At 71.4% G+C, this 15752-nt stretch carries 15 protein-coding genes; 3 read left to right on the top strand and 12 right to left on the bottom strand.

Translation table 11 applies throughout. From position 1 onward, the window contains the following. The first annotated feature begins 121 nt into the window (after positions 1 to 121). Positions 122 to 901, top strand: coding sequence for an aminoglycoside N(3)-acetyltransferase (locus ACWDXC_RS33770; RefSeq protein ID WP_219503519.1), 780 nt, complete (start codon positions 122 to 124; stop codon positions 899 to 901). Between the two features lie 42 nt (positions 902 to 943). On the opposite strand, the gene ACWDXC_RS33775 is transcribed toward ACWDXC_RS33770, so the two are convergent. From ACWDXC_RS33775 to ACWDXC_RS33800, 6 genes are all read right to left on the bottom strand, one after another. Continuing rightward, the gene (locus ACWDXC_RS33775) at positions 944 to 1423 is read right to left on the bottom strand and encodes a GNAT family N-acetyltransferase (protein WP_449988846.1); all 480 of its coding nucleotides are present in this window, start codon (positions 1421 to 1423) and stop codon (positions 944 to 946) included. Positions 1424 to 1563: 140 nt separating this feature from the next. Then, a complete protein-coding gene (gene dapB / locus ACWDXC_RS33780) occupies positions 1564 to 2301 on the bottom strand; it encodes a 4-hydroxy-tetrahydrodipicolinate reductase (RefSeq protein WP_219503524.1) in 738 nt (245 codons plus the stop codon). Positions 2302 to 2320: 19 nt separating this feature from the next. After that, complete coding sequence (locus tag ACWDXC_RS33785) at positions 2321 to 3628, bottom strand: M16 family metallopeptidase (protein ID WP_357585426.1); 1308 nt, start codon at positions 3626 to 3628, stop codon at positions 2321 to 2323. Next, positions 3628 to 5958, bottom strand: a complete 2331-nt coding sequence (locus tag ACWDXC_RS33790) for a polyribonucleotide nucleotidyltransferase (RefSeq protein ID WP_449988849.1) — start codon at positions 5956 to 5958, stop codon at positions 3628 to 3630. Before ACWDXC_RS33790 ends, ACWDXC_RS33785 begins: the two co-directional genes overlap by 1 nt. A gap of 276 nt (positions 5959 to 6234) precedes the next feature. After that, positions 6235 to 6504 (bottom strand): 30S ribosomal protein S15, encoded by a 270-nt coding sequence (gene rpsO, locus ACWDXC_RS33795; protein WP_049573881.1) that lies wholly within the window; start codon positions 6502 to 6504, stop codon positions 6235 to 6237. 139 nt (positions 6505 to 6643) lie between these two features. Continuing rightward, positions 6644 to 7045 carry a VOC family protein gene (locus tag ACWDXC_RS33800; protein ID WP_449988852.1) on the bottom strand — a complete coding sequence of 134 codons (402 nt, stop codon included), beginning with the start codon at positions 7043 to 7045 and terminating at the stop codon, positions 6644 to 6646. A 70-nt stretch (positions 7046 to 7115) separates the two neighbouring features. On the opposite strand from ACWDXC_RS33800, the gene ACWDXC_RS33805 reads away from it, so the two are divergent. After that, a complete protein-coding gene (locus ACWDXC_RS33805; RefSeq protein WP_219503532.1) occupies positions 7116 to 7691 on the top strand; it encodes a TetR/AcrR family transcriptional regulator in 576 nt (191 codons plus the stop codon). An 8-nt stretch (positions 7692 to 7699) separates the two neighbouring features. Here the strand turns inward: ACWDXC_RS33805 and ACWDXC_RS33810 are convergent, their stop codons facing one another. Beyond that, positions 7700 to 8626 carry a bifunctional riboflavin kinase/FAD synthetase gene (locus ACWDXC_RS33810; protein WP_219503535.1) on the bottom strand — a complete coding sequence of 309 codons (927 nt, stop codon included), beginning with the start codon at positions 8624 to 8626 and terminating at the stop codon, positions 7700 to 7702. An 85-nt stretch (positions 8627 to 8711) separates the two neighbouring features. Between ACWDXC_RS33810 and ACWDXC_RS33815 the strand changes: the two genes are divergently transcribed. Continuing rightward, positions 8712 to 9731 (top strand): TRM11 family SAM-dependent methyltransferase, encoded by a 1020-nt coding sequence (locus ACWDXC_RS33815; protein WP_449988856.1) that lies wholly within the window; start codon positions 8712 to 8714, stop codon positions 9729 to 9731. On the opposite strand, the gene truB is transcribed toward ACWDXC_RS33815, so the two are convergent. From truB to infB, 5 genes are all read right to left on the bottom strand, one after another. After that, complete coding sequence (gene truB / locus ACWDXC_RS33820; RefSeq protein WP_449988859.1) at positions 9728 to 10600, bottom strand: tRNA pseudouridine(55) synthase TruB; 873 nt, start codon at positions 10598 to 10600, stop codon at positions 9728 to 9730. The genes ACWDXC_RS33815 and truB overlap by 4 nt on opposite strands. Continuing rightward, positions 10600 to 11643: a DHH family phosphoesterase gene (locus tag ACWDXC_RS33825; protein ID WP_219503545.1), complete on the bottom strand. Its 1044-nt coding sequence runs from the start codon at positions 11641 to 11643 to the stop codon at positions 10600 to 10602. The genes truB and ACWDXC_RS33825 overlap by 1 nt, the downstream gene beginning before the upstream one ends. Then, entirely contained in the window at positions 11640 to 12092 is a 453-nt protein-coding gene (gene rbfA / locus ACWDXC_RS33830) for a 30S ribosome-binding factor RbfA (protein WP_219503564.1), read from the bottom strand. The genes ACWDXC_RS33825 and rbfA overlap by 4 nt, the downstream gene beginning before the upstream one ends. Before the next feature lie 46 nt (positions 12093 to 12138). Next, the gene (locus ACWDXC_RS33835) at positions 12139 to 12435 is read right to left on the bottom strand and encodes a DUF503 domain-containing protein (RefSeq protein ID WP_219503616.1); all 297 of its coding nucleotides are present in this window, start codon (positions 12433 to 12435) and stop codon (positions 12139 to 12141) included. Positions 12436 to 12553: 118 nt separating this feature from the next. Beyond that, positions 12554 to 15655: a translation initiation factor IF-2 gene (infB, locus tag ACWDXC_RS33840; RefSeq protein ID WP_449988862.1), complete on the bottom strand. Its 3102-nt coding sequence runs from the start codon at positions 15653 to 15655 to the stop codon at positions 12554 to 12556. Between the last annotated feature and the right edge of the window lie 97 nt (positions 15656 to 15752).

Here is a 15752-nt window from a genome sequence, read left to right on the forward strand (position 1 = left end):
AGCCGTCTCTCACCCCGGAAAGCACGCCTCACCAGCACGAAATATGGCCATTTGCTTGCGAAAGATCATTTATTCGACTCTCGTGTATAGAAAGCGCCATTGAGCAGGAATGAGGTGTTAGATGCCCAATTATCACCATTTAAGGCACGCTTTCGCGGCACTGGGCGTCGCGCCCGGACAGGTCGTCCTGGTGCACTCCTCGCTCAGTGCCATCGGCCGGGTTCACGGCGGTGCTCCGGCCGTCGTCGCCGCGCTGCGTGACCTGCTGGGTCCCGGCGGCACGCTCGTGGTCCCCACCGGGACCCCGGCCAACTCCGACACCTCCTCCTGCTATCGCGCCCTCGTCGCCGGGATGAGCGCCGAGGAGGTCGCCCGGCATCGGGCCGCCATGCCCGCGTACGACCCGGCGACGACGCCGACGGCGCTGATGGGACGCATACCCGAGCACGTCCGGCAGCTTCCCGGAGCGCGGCGCAGCGCCCACCCGCACACCTCGTTCGCCGCCGTGGGGCCGCACGCCGCCGCCGTCATCGACGGTCACGCGCGTGACTGCCTGCTCGGCGAGCGTTCGCCGCTCGGCAGGCTGTACGACGCCGGGGCGCTCGTGCTGCTGCTCGGCGTCGGCTACGACCGGTGCACGGCCTTCCATCTGGCCGAGTACCGCTTCCGTGACGATCCGCCGCGCCGGTCGTACCGGGGGGTGGTGGACGACGGGCGGGGGCGGGAGTGGTGCGAGTTCGAGGACGTGGACCTCGACGCGGGCGACTTCGCCGCGCTGGGCGCCGCGTTCGAGCGGGCCTGCCGGGTGCGGCGCGGGCCGGTGGGGGACGCTACCGCGCGGCTGTTCCCGCTGAGGACGGCCGTGGACTTCGCCGTCGCCTGGCTCACCGCCAACCGCTAGAAGCACCCCACCGTTGCCGGAAGCTCGGAAGCACCACCGCCGTCAGGGGATGGCGCTCATGACGACGCGGGGGGCCACGTCGAGGCCCAGGGTGCGCTCGTGCTCCACCAGGGCATGCAGCTCCGGGCCCCAGTCCTCGGCGGGCAGGACGTGGAAGCCGTGGCGCTCGTACCAGGGGGCGTTCCAGGGCACGTCGCGGAAGGTGGTCAGCGTCACGGCGGGGGCGCCCGTGGCGCGGGCGTAGTCGAGGACGGCGGCGACGAGGCGGCCGCCGATGCCCCGGCGCATCCGCTCGGGGCGTACGGCGAGCTGTTCGAGGTGGAGGTTGCCGTCGACGTGGCCGACGAGGGCGAAGCCGTCGGGCGGGTCGCCCTCCACCAGCACCGGGCCGGGGTCGGTGACCTCCTCGATCATCGTCGTGCCCGGCGGGAACGTGATGCCCACCTGCTCGAACAGCCCGTCGGCGGCCAGCTCCACAGCCGTCAGGCCGGGAAGATCCGCGGATTCAGCCCATCGCACCATGCCGACACGGTCTCATGATTGCCGACGCGGACGCCCGCGAATATTAGTGTGATGATCGTAGGCTCGGCTGTGCGGAGCCGGGAACCCCTCCTTCACCCGTGCCCGCGACCTCGTCCCGAGGTGGCGGGCACGGCCTCCGTCTAGAGGTCGAGCAGGGGCTCCAGGCCGACGGTGAGGCCGGGCAGCTCGCGCACCCGGCGCACGCCGAGCAGCACGCCGGGGGCGAACGCGGAGCGGCTCATGGTGTCGTGGCGGATCGTGAGCGTCTCGCCGTCGCCGCCGAGCAGCACCTCCTGGTGGGCGATCAGCCCGGCCAGGCGCACCGCGTGCACCCTGACCCCGTCGACGTCGGCGCCGCGCGCGCCGTCGAGCTCGGTGGTGGTGGCGTCGGGCATGGCGGGGGACCCGGCCTTGGCGCGCGACTCGGCCACCAGCTCGGCGGTGCGCCGGGCGGTGCCCGACGGGGCGTCGGCCTTGCCGGGGTGGTGCAGCTCGACGATCTCGACCGACTCGAAGTGACGCGCCGCCTGGGCGGCGAAGTGCATCATGAGCACGGCGGCGATGCCGAAGTTGGGGGCGATGAGGCAGTTGGTGCCCGGGGAGGCGGCCAGCCAGCCGCGCACGGTGTCGAGCCGCCCGGCGTCGAACCCGGTGGTGCCCACCACCGGGTGCACGCCGTGCGCGATGGCCCACTCCAGGTTGCCCATGACCACGTCGGGATGGGTGAAGTCGACCACCACCTCCGCGCCGTCGAGGCCCTCGATGGGGTCGTCCTTGTCGAGCGCGGCCACCAGCTCCATGTCGGCGGCCGCCTCGACCGCCCTGCACACTTCGACGCCCACGCGGCCTCGCGCGCCGAGCACACCTACCCTGATCACGGGGTCAACCTTATACCGCTCAGGCGATCGCGCCGGAGAAGTCCTTGTCCCCGTACGGGCCGATGACGGCGAGCGTGAGCGGCCGGTTGAACACGTCGGCGGCCACGCCGGCGATCTCGTCGGCGGTGACGGCCTCGATGCGGGCGAGCACCTCGTCCACGGAGAGCAGCTCCTCGTAGACGAGCTCGTTCTTGCCGATGCGCGACATACGCGAGCCGGTGTCCTCCAGGCCGAGCACGAGCCCGCCGCGCATCTGGCCCTTGCCGCGGACGATCTCGTCCTCGGTCAGGCCGTCGGCCACCACCCTGGCCACCTCGTCCCGGCAGATCTTGAGCACGTCGTCGATCTTCGACGGCAGGCAGCCGACGTAGATGCCGAACTGGCCGGTGTCGGCGTAGGCCGAGGTGTAGCTGTAGGCGGAGTAGGCCAGGCCGCGCTTCTCCCGGATCTCCTGGAACAGCCGCGACGACATGCCGCCGCCGAGCGCGGCGTTGAGCACGCCGAGCGCGAAGCGGCGGTCGTCGGTGCGCGACATGCCGGTGGTGCCGAGGACGAGGTTGGCCTGTTCGGTCGGCCGGTCGAGGACGCGGACGCCGGAGCGGGCCGGGGCGCCGGGGCCGCTGGTGCGCGGCGGGGCGTAGTCGGCCGGGCCCGTCAGGGCGCCCGAGCGCTCGTAGGCCCGCATGACCAGCTCCACGACCTCCTCGTGGCGCACGTTGCCCGCCACCGAGACGACCGTGCGCAGCGGCCGGTAGTAGCGATGGTAGTACTCGGCGATGCGGTCGCGGCCGAGCGCGTTGATCGACTCGACCGTGCCGAGGATGGGCCGCCCGATCGGCGAGTCGCCGTAGAGGGCGGCCGCGAACTGCTCGTGCACCACGTCGGACGGGTCGTCGTCGTGCATGGCGATCTCCTCCAGGATCACGCCCCGCTCCGACTCGACGTCGTCCTCGGTGACGAGCGAGCTGGTCACCACGTCGGCGAGCACGTCGACGGCGATCGGCAGATCCTCGTCGAGCACCCGCGCGTAGTAGCAGGTGTACTCCTTGGCGGTGAAGGCGTTGATCTCCCCGCCGATGCCCTCGACGGACGCCGAGATCTCCATGGCGTCACGGGTGGGCGTGCCCTTGAACAGCAGGTGTTCGAGGAAGTGGGTGGCCCCCATGTGCTCGGGGGCCTCATCACGCGAGCCGATGCCGACCCACATGCCGACCGCGACACTGCGCACGGTCGGCATGGTCTCGGTCACCACGCGCAGCCCACCGGGGAGGACGGTGCGCTTGACGACCCCGGCCCCGTCCCGGCCGGGATGCAGCGTGGTTGTGATCACGAGTTGCGGTCGTCCCCGTCGTCGGCGCGGGGCGCGCGGACCCGGGTGCGGGTGCGGCGCGGACGCTCCTCGCGCGGCTTGTCGTCGGCTGCCGGGGCCGCGGCCTCGGGCTCGGCGTCGCCGCCGGCCTCGGCCTTGGCCTCCTTCTCGGCCGCCTCCTTCTCGATGACCTCGACGGGCACCAGGGAGAGCTTGCCGCGCTGGTCGATCTCGGCGATCTCCACCTGGATCTTCTCGCCGACGCTCATCACGTCCTCGACGTTCTCGATGCGCTTGCCGCCGTGCAGCTTGCGGATCTGCGAGACGTGCAGGAGGCCGTCCTTGCCGGGCATCAGCGAGATGAACGCGCCGAAGGCGGCGATCTTGACGACCGTGCCCAGGTAGCGCTCGCCGACCTCCGGCATGTGCGGGTTGGCGATGGCGTTGATCGCCGACCGGGCCGCCTCGGCCGAGGGGCCGTCGGTGGCGCCGATGTAGATCGTGCCGTCGTCCTCGATGGTGATCTCGGCGCCCGTGTCGTCCTGGATCTGGTTGATCATCTTGCCCTTCGGGCCGATGACCTCGCCGATCTTGTCCACCGGGACCTTGATCGTGATGATGCGCGGCGCCGTCGGGTTCATCTCCGCCGGGGAGGCGATGGCCTCCTGCATGACGTCGAGGATCGCCAGGCGGGCGCCCTTGGCCTGCTTGAGCGCGCCGGCCAGCACCGAGGCGGGGATGCCGTCGAGCTTGGTGTCGAGCTGGAGCGCGGTGATGACGTCACGGGTGCCGGCGACCTTGAAGTCCATGTCGCCCATGGCGTCCTCGGCGCCGAGGATGTCGGTCAGCGTGACGTAGTCGTCACCCTCGCCGATCAGGCCCATCGCGATGCCCGCGACCATCTCCTTGAGCGGCACACCGGCGTCGAGCAGCGCCATCGTGGAGGCGCAGACCGAGCCCATCGAGGTGGAGCCGTTGGAGCCGAGCGCCTCGGAGACCTGGCGGATGGCGTACGGGAACTCCTCGCGCGAGGGGAGGACCGGGATGAGCGCCCGCTCGGCGAGCGCGCCGTGGCCGATCTCGCGGCGCTTGGGCGAGCCCACGCGGCCAGTCTCACCGGTGGAGTAGGGCGGGAAGTTGTAGTTGTGCATGTAGCGCTTGGTCCGCTCGGGGTTGAGCGTGTCGATGACCTGCTCCATGCGCAGCATGTTCAGCGTGGTGATGCCCAGGATCTGGGTCTCGCCGCGCTCGAACAGGGCCGAGCCGTGCACCCGGGGCACCACGTGGACCTCGGCCGACAGGGCGCGGATGTCCTTGGTGCCGCGGCCGTCGATGCGCACGCCCTCCTTGACGACGCGCTCGCGCATGAGCTTCTTCATCACCGAGCGGTAGGCGGCGGAGATCTCCTTCTCGCGCCCCTCGAACTCCGGCAGCAGCTTCTCGGCGGCGACCGCCTTGATGCGGTCGAGCTCGTTCTCGCGCTCCTGCTTGCCCGCGATGGTGAGGGCGGCGGCCAGCTCGGTCTTCACCGCGGCCTCGACCGCGGCGTAGACGTCCTCCTGGTAGTCGGGGAAGACCGGGTATTCGGCCGTCTCCTTGGCGGCGACCTGGGCGATGCGGCCCTGGGCCTCGCACAGCACCTTGATGAACGGCTTGGCGGCCTCCAGGCCCTCGGCGACCGTCTCCTCGGTGGGGGCGACGGCGCCCTCGGCGACCAGCTTGAGTGTGTCGCGGGTGGACTCGGCCTCGACCATCATGATCGCGACGTCGCCGTCGTCGAGCAGGCGGCCGGCCACGACCATGTCGAACGTGGCGCGCTCCAGCTCGGGGTGGGTCGGGAAGGCGACCCACTGGCCGTCGATCAGCGCGACGCGCACGCCGCCGATCGGGCCGGAGAAGGGCAGCCCGGCGAGCTGGGTGGACAGCGACGCGGCGTTGATGGCGACCACGTCGTAGAGGTGCTCGGGGTTGAGCGCCATGATCGTCGCGACGACCTGGATCTCGTTGCGCAGGCCCTTGACGAACGAGGGGCGCAGCGGCCGGTCGATCAGGCGGCAGGTGAGGATGGCGTCCTCGGAGGGACGGCCCTCACGGCGGAAGAACGAGCCGGGGATGCGGCCCGCGGCGTACATGCGCTCCTCGACGTCGACCGTGAGCGGGAAGAAGTCGAAGTTTTCCTTGGGGTTCTTGGACGCGGTGGTCGCGGACAGGACCATCGTGTCGTTGTCGAGATAGGCGACGGCGCTGCCGGCCGCCTGACGCGCGAGCCTGCCGGTCTCGAACCGGACCGTGCGCGTGCCGAATGAGCCGTTGTCGATGACGGCTTCAGCAGTGTGGACACCCTCCACGGGGGACCTCCTTGGTCAGTCGGTCTCCCGCGCCCATTTCACCGGCACCCTCGTTAGGTGCAGCGCCGGTCTTCGATCGAAGCGCCCGGTCTTGGTTACCGGAAGCCACTACCGAGGACCGGCCCGCAGGCGTCGCGGGTCGCATGGTGCTGAGCGGACGCGGGGGCTCTCAGTGTCTCGGATATTCAGTTGTACGTCAGGCGCGTGCGGCGGTGCCGCTCGACGCGCCGGACCATATGAGAAGGGAGCGGCGAGGCACGCCGCTCCCTTTCCATGTTATCGGCGCAGGCCGAGCCGCTCGATGAGCGAACGGTAACGCGCGATGTCGACCTTCTGCAGGTACTTCAGCAGGCGACGACGGCGACCGACGAGCAGCAGCAGGCCACGACGGCTGTGGTGGTCGTGCTTGTGGGTCTTCAGGTGCTCGGTGAGCTCGCTGATGCGCTTGCTGAGCAGCGCGATCTGCACCTCAGGCGACCCGGTGTCACCGTCGACGGTCGCGTACTCCGCGATGATGGTCTTCTTGGCAGCGGTGTCGAGGGACACGGCTCTCCTTCTTCTACGGGCACGCGTGAATGAAACAGAAATGTTGCGAACGACCGTGCGTGCCTACAGTCGCCGCGCGAAGGCCGTCAGGGCAGCGCACAGCACCGCCGTTACAGAGCCGACATGCAAGGTTACCACCTCATGCGTACTGCGCGGCGTACTCCTCCGTCGGCTCGATGTTGGTGATCACGTCGATGAGCACGCCCGTGGGGTCGGCGACGATGAAGTGGCGCTGGCCGAAGTCCTCGCTGCGCAGCTCCAGCTCGGGCTTCAGGCCGCCGTCGACGACGAGCCGCCGCCATTCGGCGTCGACGTCGGCGACCTCGAAGTTGAGCAGCACGCCGGCGGCCCTCTTCCGGTACGCCTCGGGCAGCGTCGGGTGCGTGTGGTCGAGCAACGCCAGCTCGTACGCGCCCCGGCGCAGGCTCACGTACCAGTCTGCCTCGAACGTCACCTCGAACCCGAACCGCTCGACGTAGAAGTCACGCGACTCGGCCACCTTGTCGGTGCAGATGACCGGATAGTAACTGCTGAGCTCCATGCCCAACTCCTTTCACATACCGATGGTACGCTAATTGGCATACCGACGGTATGTCAAAGAGGAGCGCAGGATGACCAGGGCAGAGCAGCGCGAACGCACCAGGAAGACGCTGATCAGCGTGGCCAGGCGGCTGTTCGCCGGGCACGGCTACGCGGCGGTGGGGCTGGCCGAGATCGTGCGCGAGTCCGGCGTCACCAAGGGCGCCCTCTACCACCACTTCGACGGCAAGGCCGAGCTGTTCAGGGCCGTGCTGGAGGAGGTGCAGCAGGAGGTCGCGGCCCGGGTGGCGGCCGCCGCCGACGCCGAGTCCGGCGCGTGGGCGCAGCTCAAGGCGGGCTGTGCCGCGTTCCTGGCGGCGGGCGCGGACCCCGAGGTGCAGCGCATCATGCTGGTCGACGGGCCCGCCGTGCTGGGCTGGAGCGAGTGGCGGGCGATGGACGAGGCCGCCTCGGCCCGCCACCTGGCCGAGGCGCTGACCGCGCTGATCGACGAGGGCGTGATCGCGCCCCAGCCGGTCGCCCCGCTGACCCACCTGCTGTCAGGGGCGATGAACGAGGCCGCGCTCTGGCTGGCCGGATCGGCGCGGCCCGGCGACCTGGCCGACACCCAGGCCGCGCTGTCGAGGCTGCTCGACTCCCTGCGTTGAGGAGCGCGTCAGGAGGTCAGCCGCCTGGCCTCGTCGACGTCGGCGTGGATCTGCGCGACGAGCTCCTCGATCGAGTCGAAGCGGGTGTTGCCGCGCAGCCGCGCCGCGAACTCCACCGCCACGTGCACGCCGTACAGCTCCAGGTCGTCGCGGTCGAGCGCGTACGCCTCGACGGTGCGCGGCACCCCCTCGAACGTGGGGTTGGTGCCGACGGAGATGGCGGCGGGCCAGCGCTCGCCCTCGTAGAGGGCCGGCAGGTTGGCCACGGGCACGCACTCCAGCCAGCCGGCGTAGACGCCGTCGGCGGGGATGGCCGTCTGCGGCGGGGTCTCGACGTTGGCCGTCGGGAAGCCGAGCTGACGGCCGCGCTGGTAGCCGCGCACCACGACGCCCTCCACCCGGTGCGGGCGGCCCAGGTCGGCGGCGGCGCCCGCGACGTCGCCGTCGGCCACCCGCCTGCGGATCTCCGTCGAGGAGACCGCGTCGAGCAGCGGCACCTCCTCGACCGTGAAGTCGAACTTGTCGCCCAGCGCGCGCAGCACCTCGGCGTCACCGGCGGCGCGGTGGCCGAACGCGAAGTCCTCCCCCACCACGACCACGGCCGCGCGCAGGTCGTCGGCGAGCACCTCCTGGGCGAACTCGGCCGGGCTCAGCTCCGACATCTCCACCGTGAACCCGAGCACCCGCACCTCCTGCACGCCCAGCCCGGCCAGCAGGCCGGCCCGGCGGCGCGCCGCCGTCAGCCGCAGCGGCCGGTAGCCGGGCCGCACGACCTCCTCCGGATGCGGCTCGAACGTGAGCGCCACGGACCGCATCCCGCGCTCGCGGGCGATCTCCACGGCCCGCCCGGCCACCCGCTGGTGACCCCGGTGCACCCCGTCGAACACGCCGATCGTGACGACAGACCTCTCCGAATCCCGCACGCCCGGCCCCATTCGCTTCGTGGCGGATCAATCCCTGAACAAGCCTGCCATGCGCGGCCCCGTTACCCGCAATCGGGCGGGTACGATCGTCCCCACCATGCCTCAGTACGCCTTTCTCATCCTGCCTGCCTTCAACCGCGTCTACGGGGAGAGCGCGCCCCGGCTCACCCGCTCCGAGCTGGCGGTCTTCGCCGGACGGGCGCTGCCGGGCGGCGTCTCGGGCATCGAGGAACAGCTGATCGGCGGCCTGCCCTACGTCACGTTCGAGACGGCCGGGCCGCTCGGCGCGGACGAGGTCGCGCGCCTGTCCAACCTGTCGTCGGTCTACGCGCTGTTCGAGCGGGAGGGCGAGCTGCTGCGCCCGCTGACGATGCGCCCGCTCGACCGGCTGAGCAGCGACCTGATCACGATCCAGAAGTACGCCGGCAAGACGAACGAGCACTTCACCAAGCTGCTGCTCAACGTCACGGCGCTGGCCACCGACTTCCCGATGGACGACCGGCTGTCCGTGTTCGACCCGATGTGCGGGCGCGGCACGACGCTCAACCAGGCCCTCATGTACGGATATGACGCCTATGGCGTCGACGTCGACGCCAAGGACTTCGAAGCCTACTCCGGCTTCATCAAGAAGTGGCTGCGCGACAAGCGGCTCAAGCACACCGCCGAGACCGTCCCCGTCCGGCGCGAGCGCGCCCTGGTCGGGCGGCGGCTGCAGGTGACGTTCGGGCTCACCAAGGAGGCGTTCAAGGCGGGCGACACCCAGCACGTCTCGGTGGTCAACGCCGACACCCTGCGCTCACGCGAGTTCTTCAGGCCGGGCACGTTCCACCTCATCGCCACCGACGCCCCCTACGGCGTGCAGCACGGCAGCAAGGGCGGCAGCGGGCTGTCCCGCAGCCCGCTGGAGCTGATCGCCAAGGCCGCGCCCGTCTGGGCCGGCCTGCTGCGCCCCGGCGGCGCCCTCGGCATCTCCTGGAACACCTACGGCGGCACCCGCGACGACCTCGCCGCGATCCTCGCCTCCGCCGGCCTCGACGTGGTCGCCTACCCCGACTTCGAGCACTGGGTCGACCAGGCGATCGTGCGCGACATCATGGTCGCCCGCAAACCCGCCTAGGAGACGAACACCGCGAGCGGCTTGGCCAGCCTGCCCTGCTCCTCCACCAGCGCCAGCAGCTCCCCGTCGGGCCCGAACATGCCGATCGGCCCCTTGCCCAGGCCCGCCGCCGGCAGCCGGCCGCCGTGCCGCACCACGCGCGCCTCCTCGGGCGTCACGTCCCGGCGCGGAAACGCCGCCGCGACCGCCTCGCCGATCGGCAGCACCACGCACTCCTCCGTGAGCTGCTCGATCGTCCTGGCCCCGCTCAGGTCGTACGGGCCCACCCGGGTGCGGCGCAGCGCCGTCAGGTGGCCGCCGACGCCGAGCCCGGCGCCCAGGTCACGGGCCAGCGCCCGGATGTACGTGCCGGACGAGCAGCGGATCGTGGCGTCCACGTCCACCAGGTCGTCCTTCACCCGGACGTCGGTGACGTCGAAGCCGTGCACCGTCACCGGCCGCGCCTTCAGCTCCACGTCCTCACCGGCGCGCGCCAGCTTGTAGGCGCGCTGCCCGTCCACCTTGATCGCGCTCACCTGGGGCGGGATCTGCATGATCTCCCCCGTGAGGGCGGCGACGCCCTTGTGGACGGCCTCCGGCGTCACGCCCGACGCCGAAGCCGTCGCCGTCACCAGCCCCTCGGCGTCGTCGGTGTTGGTGGTGACGCCCAGCCGGATCGTGGCCTCGTACACCTTCTCCGTCAGCGCCAGGTGCCCGAGCAGACGGGTCGCCTTCTCCACGCCCACCACCAGCACGCCCGTCGCCATCGGGTCGAGCGTGCCCGCGTGGCCGACGCGGCGGGTGCCCGCCAGGCGGCGCAGCTTGGCCACCACGTCGTGCGACGTCCACTCGGCCGGCTTGTCCACGATGATCAGGCCACTTTCGGCCATCACGCCTCTCTCAGCAGTTCCCGGAACTTCGCCACGGTCTCCTCGACACTGTCGTGCGAGGTGAACCCTGCCGCGTTGTGATGACCGCCGCCGCCCAGCGCGGCGCAGACCGCCGCCACGTCGACGCGGCCCTTCGACCTCGTCGACACCTGCCAGGCGCCCTGGTCGTCCTCTTTCAGCACCGCCGCCACCTCCGCCTCGTCGGTGCGGCGGATCACGTCGATCAGCCCTTCGAGCTCGGAGTACGGCAGGCCGCGGGCGGCCCGGTCGACCCGGGTGACGTACGTCCACACCAGGCCGTCGTCGAGCACCACCCGGTCGAGCGCGGCGGCCATCACCTTGAGATAGCCGAACGGGGAGCGGTCCCACAGCTCCCTGGCGATCTCGTCGGTGTGCAGCCCGGTCGCCACCAGCCGCGCCGCCATCTCGTGCGCGGCGGGCGTGGTCGAGGAGTGCCGGAACGACCCGGTGTCGGTCACCAGCCCCGTGTAGAGGCAGGTGGCGATGTCACGGTCGAGCGAGCCGCCCAAGCGGTAGATCAGCTGCTCGGCCAGCATCGCCGTCGCCGGGGCGCCCGGGTCGATCAGGTCGAGGGTGCCGAACCCGTCGTTGGACGGATGGTGGTCGACCACGATGAGCTGGTGCGCCCGCCTGACGCTCTCGCCGAGCAGCCCCAGCCGGGCGACCGACGGCGAGTCGAAGGTGATCATCAGCTCGGGCTCGGCCGGGTAGTCCGCCGGCGGCACCAGCATCTCCTGCCCCGGCACGAACCGCAGCAGCCTCGGCACCGTGAAGTCGTGGTCGCCGAACGAGGCCGCCACGCGCTTGCCCATCGACCGCAGCACGAAGCCCACGGCCAGCATCGACCCGAGCGCGTCACCGTCGGGCGACACATGGCAGGCCAGCGCGATGTCCTCGGTCTGCGAGATGAGCTGGACGGCGCGCCGCCACGCCGACTCGGGCACCGGCGAGCTCGCCGGCTGCGCCGTATCGGCGTAGACGCGGGGCGGGCGGTCCAGCCTGTCGCGCACGTCGGGTGTCACGCCGCGGGTCCCGCCTGCTCGTCGTCCTCCTCATCGGGCTTGCGATAGGGGTCGGCCTCGCCCGCGTAGGCGGCGCCCGCCGCCTTCGCCGCCACCTCGGCGTCCCGCGCCCGCGCGGCGTTGATCAGGTCGTCGAGCTGGCGGGCGCTGTCGGGCAGCGGGTCGTGCCGGAACGTGAGCGTCGGGGTGAAGCGGACGCCCGTCTGGCGGCCCACCTCGGAGCGGATGATGCCCTTGGCGCTCTCCAGCGCGGCCGCGCTGTCGGCACGCTCGGCGTCGGAGCCGAACACCGTGTAGAACACCGTCGCCTCACGCAGGTCGGCGGTGATCCGCGTGTCGGTCACGGTGACGAAGCCCAGGCGCGGGTCCTTGATCCGGCGCTCCAGCATCTCGGCGACGATCTGCTGGATGCGATCGGCGAGCTTGCGCGCTCGTGCGGCATCCACCATGTTCGCTCCCCCCTCACGCACGACGGGGCGGCCGTCGTGCTGTCGTTCACTCTTCGTCGTTGTAGAGCCGCTGCCTGGCCGACAGCAGCTCGATCTCGGGGCGGAAGGCCACCAGCCGCTCGCAGGAGTCCATCACCTCTTTGCAGTTACCCGCTGAGGCGGAGACCACCGCTATGCCGACCTCGGCCCTGCGGTGCAGGTCGTGATGGCCGGTCTCGGCCACGGCGACACCAGGAAAGCGCCGCTGGAGCTCGGCGACCAGAGGCCGCACGACAGATCGCTTCTGCTTCAGCGAATGCACGTCGCCGAGCAGGATGTCCAGGGTAAGGGCACCCACATACATCGTTGGCAAGCGCCGCTTGTGCTGGTGTCCTGAGCACGCCCGGCCTGGTGCGGCGGCAACCCTGCCCAGGCGTGCGGAAGGCGCCCGGCGGATGGTCCGCCGGGCGCCCGGCCACGGGTCAGGCCCGCGGCTTCTCCCGCATCTCGAACGTCTCGATGACGTCGTCGACCCTGATGTCGTTGTAGCCGACCCCGATGCCGCACTCGAAGCCCTCACGGACCTCGGTCGCGTCATCCTTGAAGCGGCGCAGCGACGACACGGTCAGGTTGTCCGCGACGACGACGCCGTCGCGGATGATCCGGGCCTTGCTGTTGCGCACGATCAGACCGGAGCGGACCAGCGAACCGGCGACGTTGCCGATCTTCGGCACCTTGAAGACCTCGCGGACTTCGGCGGTGCCCATCTGGACCTCTTCGAACTCGGGCTTGAGCATGCCCTTGAGGGCCGCCTCGATCTCCTCGATCGCCTGGTAGATGACCGAGTAGTAGCGGATGTCGACGCCCTCGCGCTCGGCCAGGTCGCGGGCCCGGGGCTCGGGCCGGACGTTGAAGCCGATGATGACCGCGTTGTCGTCGGCGACGGCCAGGTTGACGTCGTACTCGGTGATCGCGCCGACCGCGCGGTGCAGGACACGGAGCCTGACCTCGTCGCCGACGTCGATCTTGAGCAGGGCGTCTTCCAGGGCCTCCACCGAACCGGACACGTCACCCTTGATGATGAGCTTGAGCTCGTCGACACGACCCTTCTCAAGGTCGCTGAACAGCTCTTCGAGGGTGCGGCGACGGCTCGACTTGGCCATGTCGGCGCTGCGCTTGCGCGCCGCGCGCTGCTGGGCGATCTGCCGGGCCATCCGGTCGTCGGTGACCACGATGAAGTTGTCACCGGCGCTCGGCACCGCCGTCAGACCCATGACCAGGACCGGACGCGACGGCGTGGCCTCGTCGACCGCGTCGCCGTTGTCGTCGAGCATCGCCCGGACGCGGCCGAAGGCCTCGCCACAGACGATCGAGTCGCCGACGCGCAGCGTGCCGCGCTGGACCAGGACGGTCGCGACAGGGCCGCGGCCCTTGTCGAGGTGAGCCTCGATCGCGATGCCCTGAGCGTCCATCGTCGGGTTGGCCCGCAGGTCGAGCTCGGCGTCGGCGGTCAGCAGGATCGCCTCGAGCAGAGCCTCGATGCCGGTGCCGTTCTTCGCCGAGATGTCGACGAACATGGTCGAGCCACCGTACTCCTCGGCCACCAGGCCGTACTCGGTGAGCTGGGCACGGACCTTGTTCGGGTCGGCGCCCTCCTTGTCGACCTTGTTCACCGCGACCACGATCGGCACGTCGGCCGCCTGGGCGTGGTTGAGAGCCTCGATCGTCTGAGGCTTCACACCGTCGTCGGCCGCGACCACCAGCACCGCGATGTCGGTGGACTTGGCGCCTCGGGCACGCATGGCGGTGAACGCCTCGTGACCCGGGGTGTCGATGAAGGTGACCCGGCGCTCTTCGCCCTCGTGCTCGGTGGAGACCTGGTAGGCACCGATGTGCTGGGTGATGCCGCCGGCCTCGCGCGCCGCCACGTTGGTCTTGCGGATGGCGTCGAGCAGCTTCGTCTTACCGTGGTCGACGTGACCCATGACGGTCACGACCGGCGGACGCGGGGCCAGGTCGGCCTCGTCGCCCTCGTCCTCACCGAACTCGATGTCGAAGGCCTCGAGAAGCTCGCGGTCCTCCTCCTCCGGGCTGACGACCTGGATGTTGTAGTCGAGCTCGGCGCCGAGGAGCTGCAGCGTCTCCTCGTTGACCGACTGGGTCGCCGTCACCATCTCGCCGAGGTGCAGCATGATCTGCACGAGCGAGGCGGGGTTGGCGCCGATGCGGTCGGCGAAGTCGGACAGCGAGGCGCCGCGCGGCAGCCTGATCGTCGCGCCGTTGCCACGGGCGACCTGCACACCGCCGATCGCCGGAGCCGACATGTTGTCGAACTCCTGGCGCCTCTGACGCTTGGACTTGCGGCCACGCGCCGGACGGCCACCGGGACGCCCGAAGGCTCCCGCCGTGCCGCCGCCACGACCACGGCCACCGCCGCCGGGACGACCGCCGAAGCCGCCGCCACCGGGACCGCCGGTGCCCGTGCGCTGACCGGTGCCGCCGCCACCCGGGCGACCGGCGAAACCGCCGCCGCCACCCGGACGGCCACCGCCGCCACCCGGGCGGCCACCGCCGCCACCGGGACGGCCGCCGCCACCGCCACCGCCACCCGGACGGCCACCGCCGCCGGGACCGGCAGGACGGCCCTGCGGCATCATCATCGGGTTGGGACGCGGCCCACCCGGACGCGGGCCACCGGCGCCGGGACCCGGACGCGGACCCGCCGCACCGGGCGGGCCCGGACGGGGGCCGGGCGTCGGCCTGGCGTCGCCGCCCGCGCCGCGGTTCTGCGGCGGACGCGGGATCGCGCCGTCACGCGGCGGACCCTCACGACGCTCACGCGGGCCGCGGTCGCCGCCCTCACGGTTGCCGCCGGGACGCGGCGGACGGGACTGGCCCATGCCGCTGGCGTTCGACGAGAACGGGTTGTTGCCCGGACGCGGGCCACGCGGACCCGGCTTGGGGCCGGGACCGGGGCGCGGCCCGCCACCGGCCGGGGCACCCGGACGCGGGGCCTGACCGCCGCCGCCACCACCGGACGGCGTGCCCGGACGCGGCGCCGGACCGGGCTTGGGACCCGGACGGGCGGCAGGGCCCGGACGCGGGCCCGGAGCCGGCGGACGGGTGCCGCTGTCGAAGCGCGCCTGCGGCGCACCCGACGTCTCGCCGCGCGCGGCCTCAGGCTGCTCCTGCTGCTGCTGCGGCGGCTGTTGCTGCTGCTGAGGCATGGGAACCGACGGACGCGGCGTGCCGCCGCCCGCGGGACCCGGACGGGGACCCGGCTTGGGAGCCGGACCCGGACGCGGACCTGGAGCAGGCGCCTGCGGGGCGCCGTTGCCTGTCTGGCCGTCAGCCGGCCGAGGCGCAGCCTTCGGCGGCTGCGGCCTGTTGGACGGCGAACCGCCGCCTCTGGAGGGCCCACCCTTCGATGCGCCCAGAGCTTCGGTGAGCCTGCGGACGACCGGCGCCTCGATGGTCGAGGACGCCGAACGGACGAACTCTCCCATTTCCTGGAGCTTGGCCATCACGACCTTGCTCTCTACGCCGAACTCCTTAGCGAGCTCGTATACCCGGACCTTCGCCACTGCACTCCCTTACTCGGCCCGGGAGGCTGGCTGTGCCGTCCGGACCGTCGCTACCTTGACGTCTTCATCGCCGCGTGCTCATCAGGCGCTCATAGCA

This window comes from Nonomuraea sp. NPDC003214, from assembly GCF_053590035.1.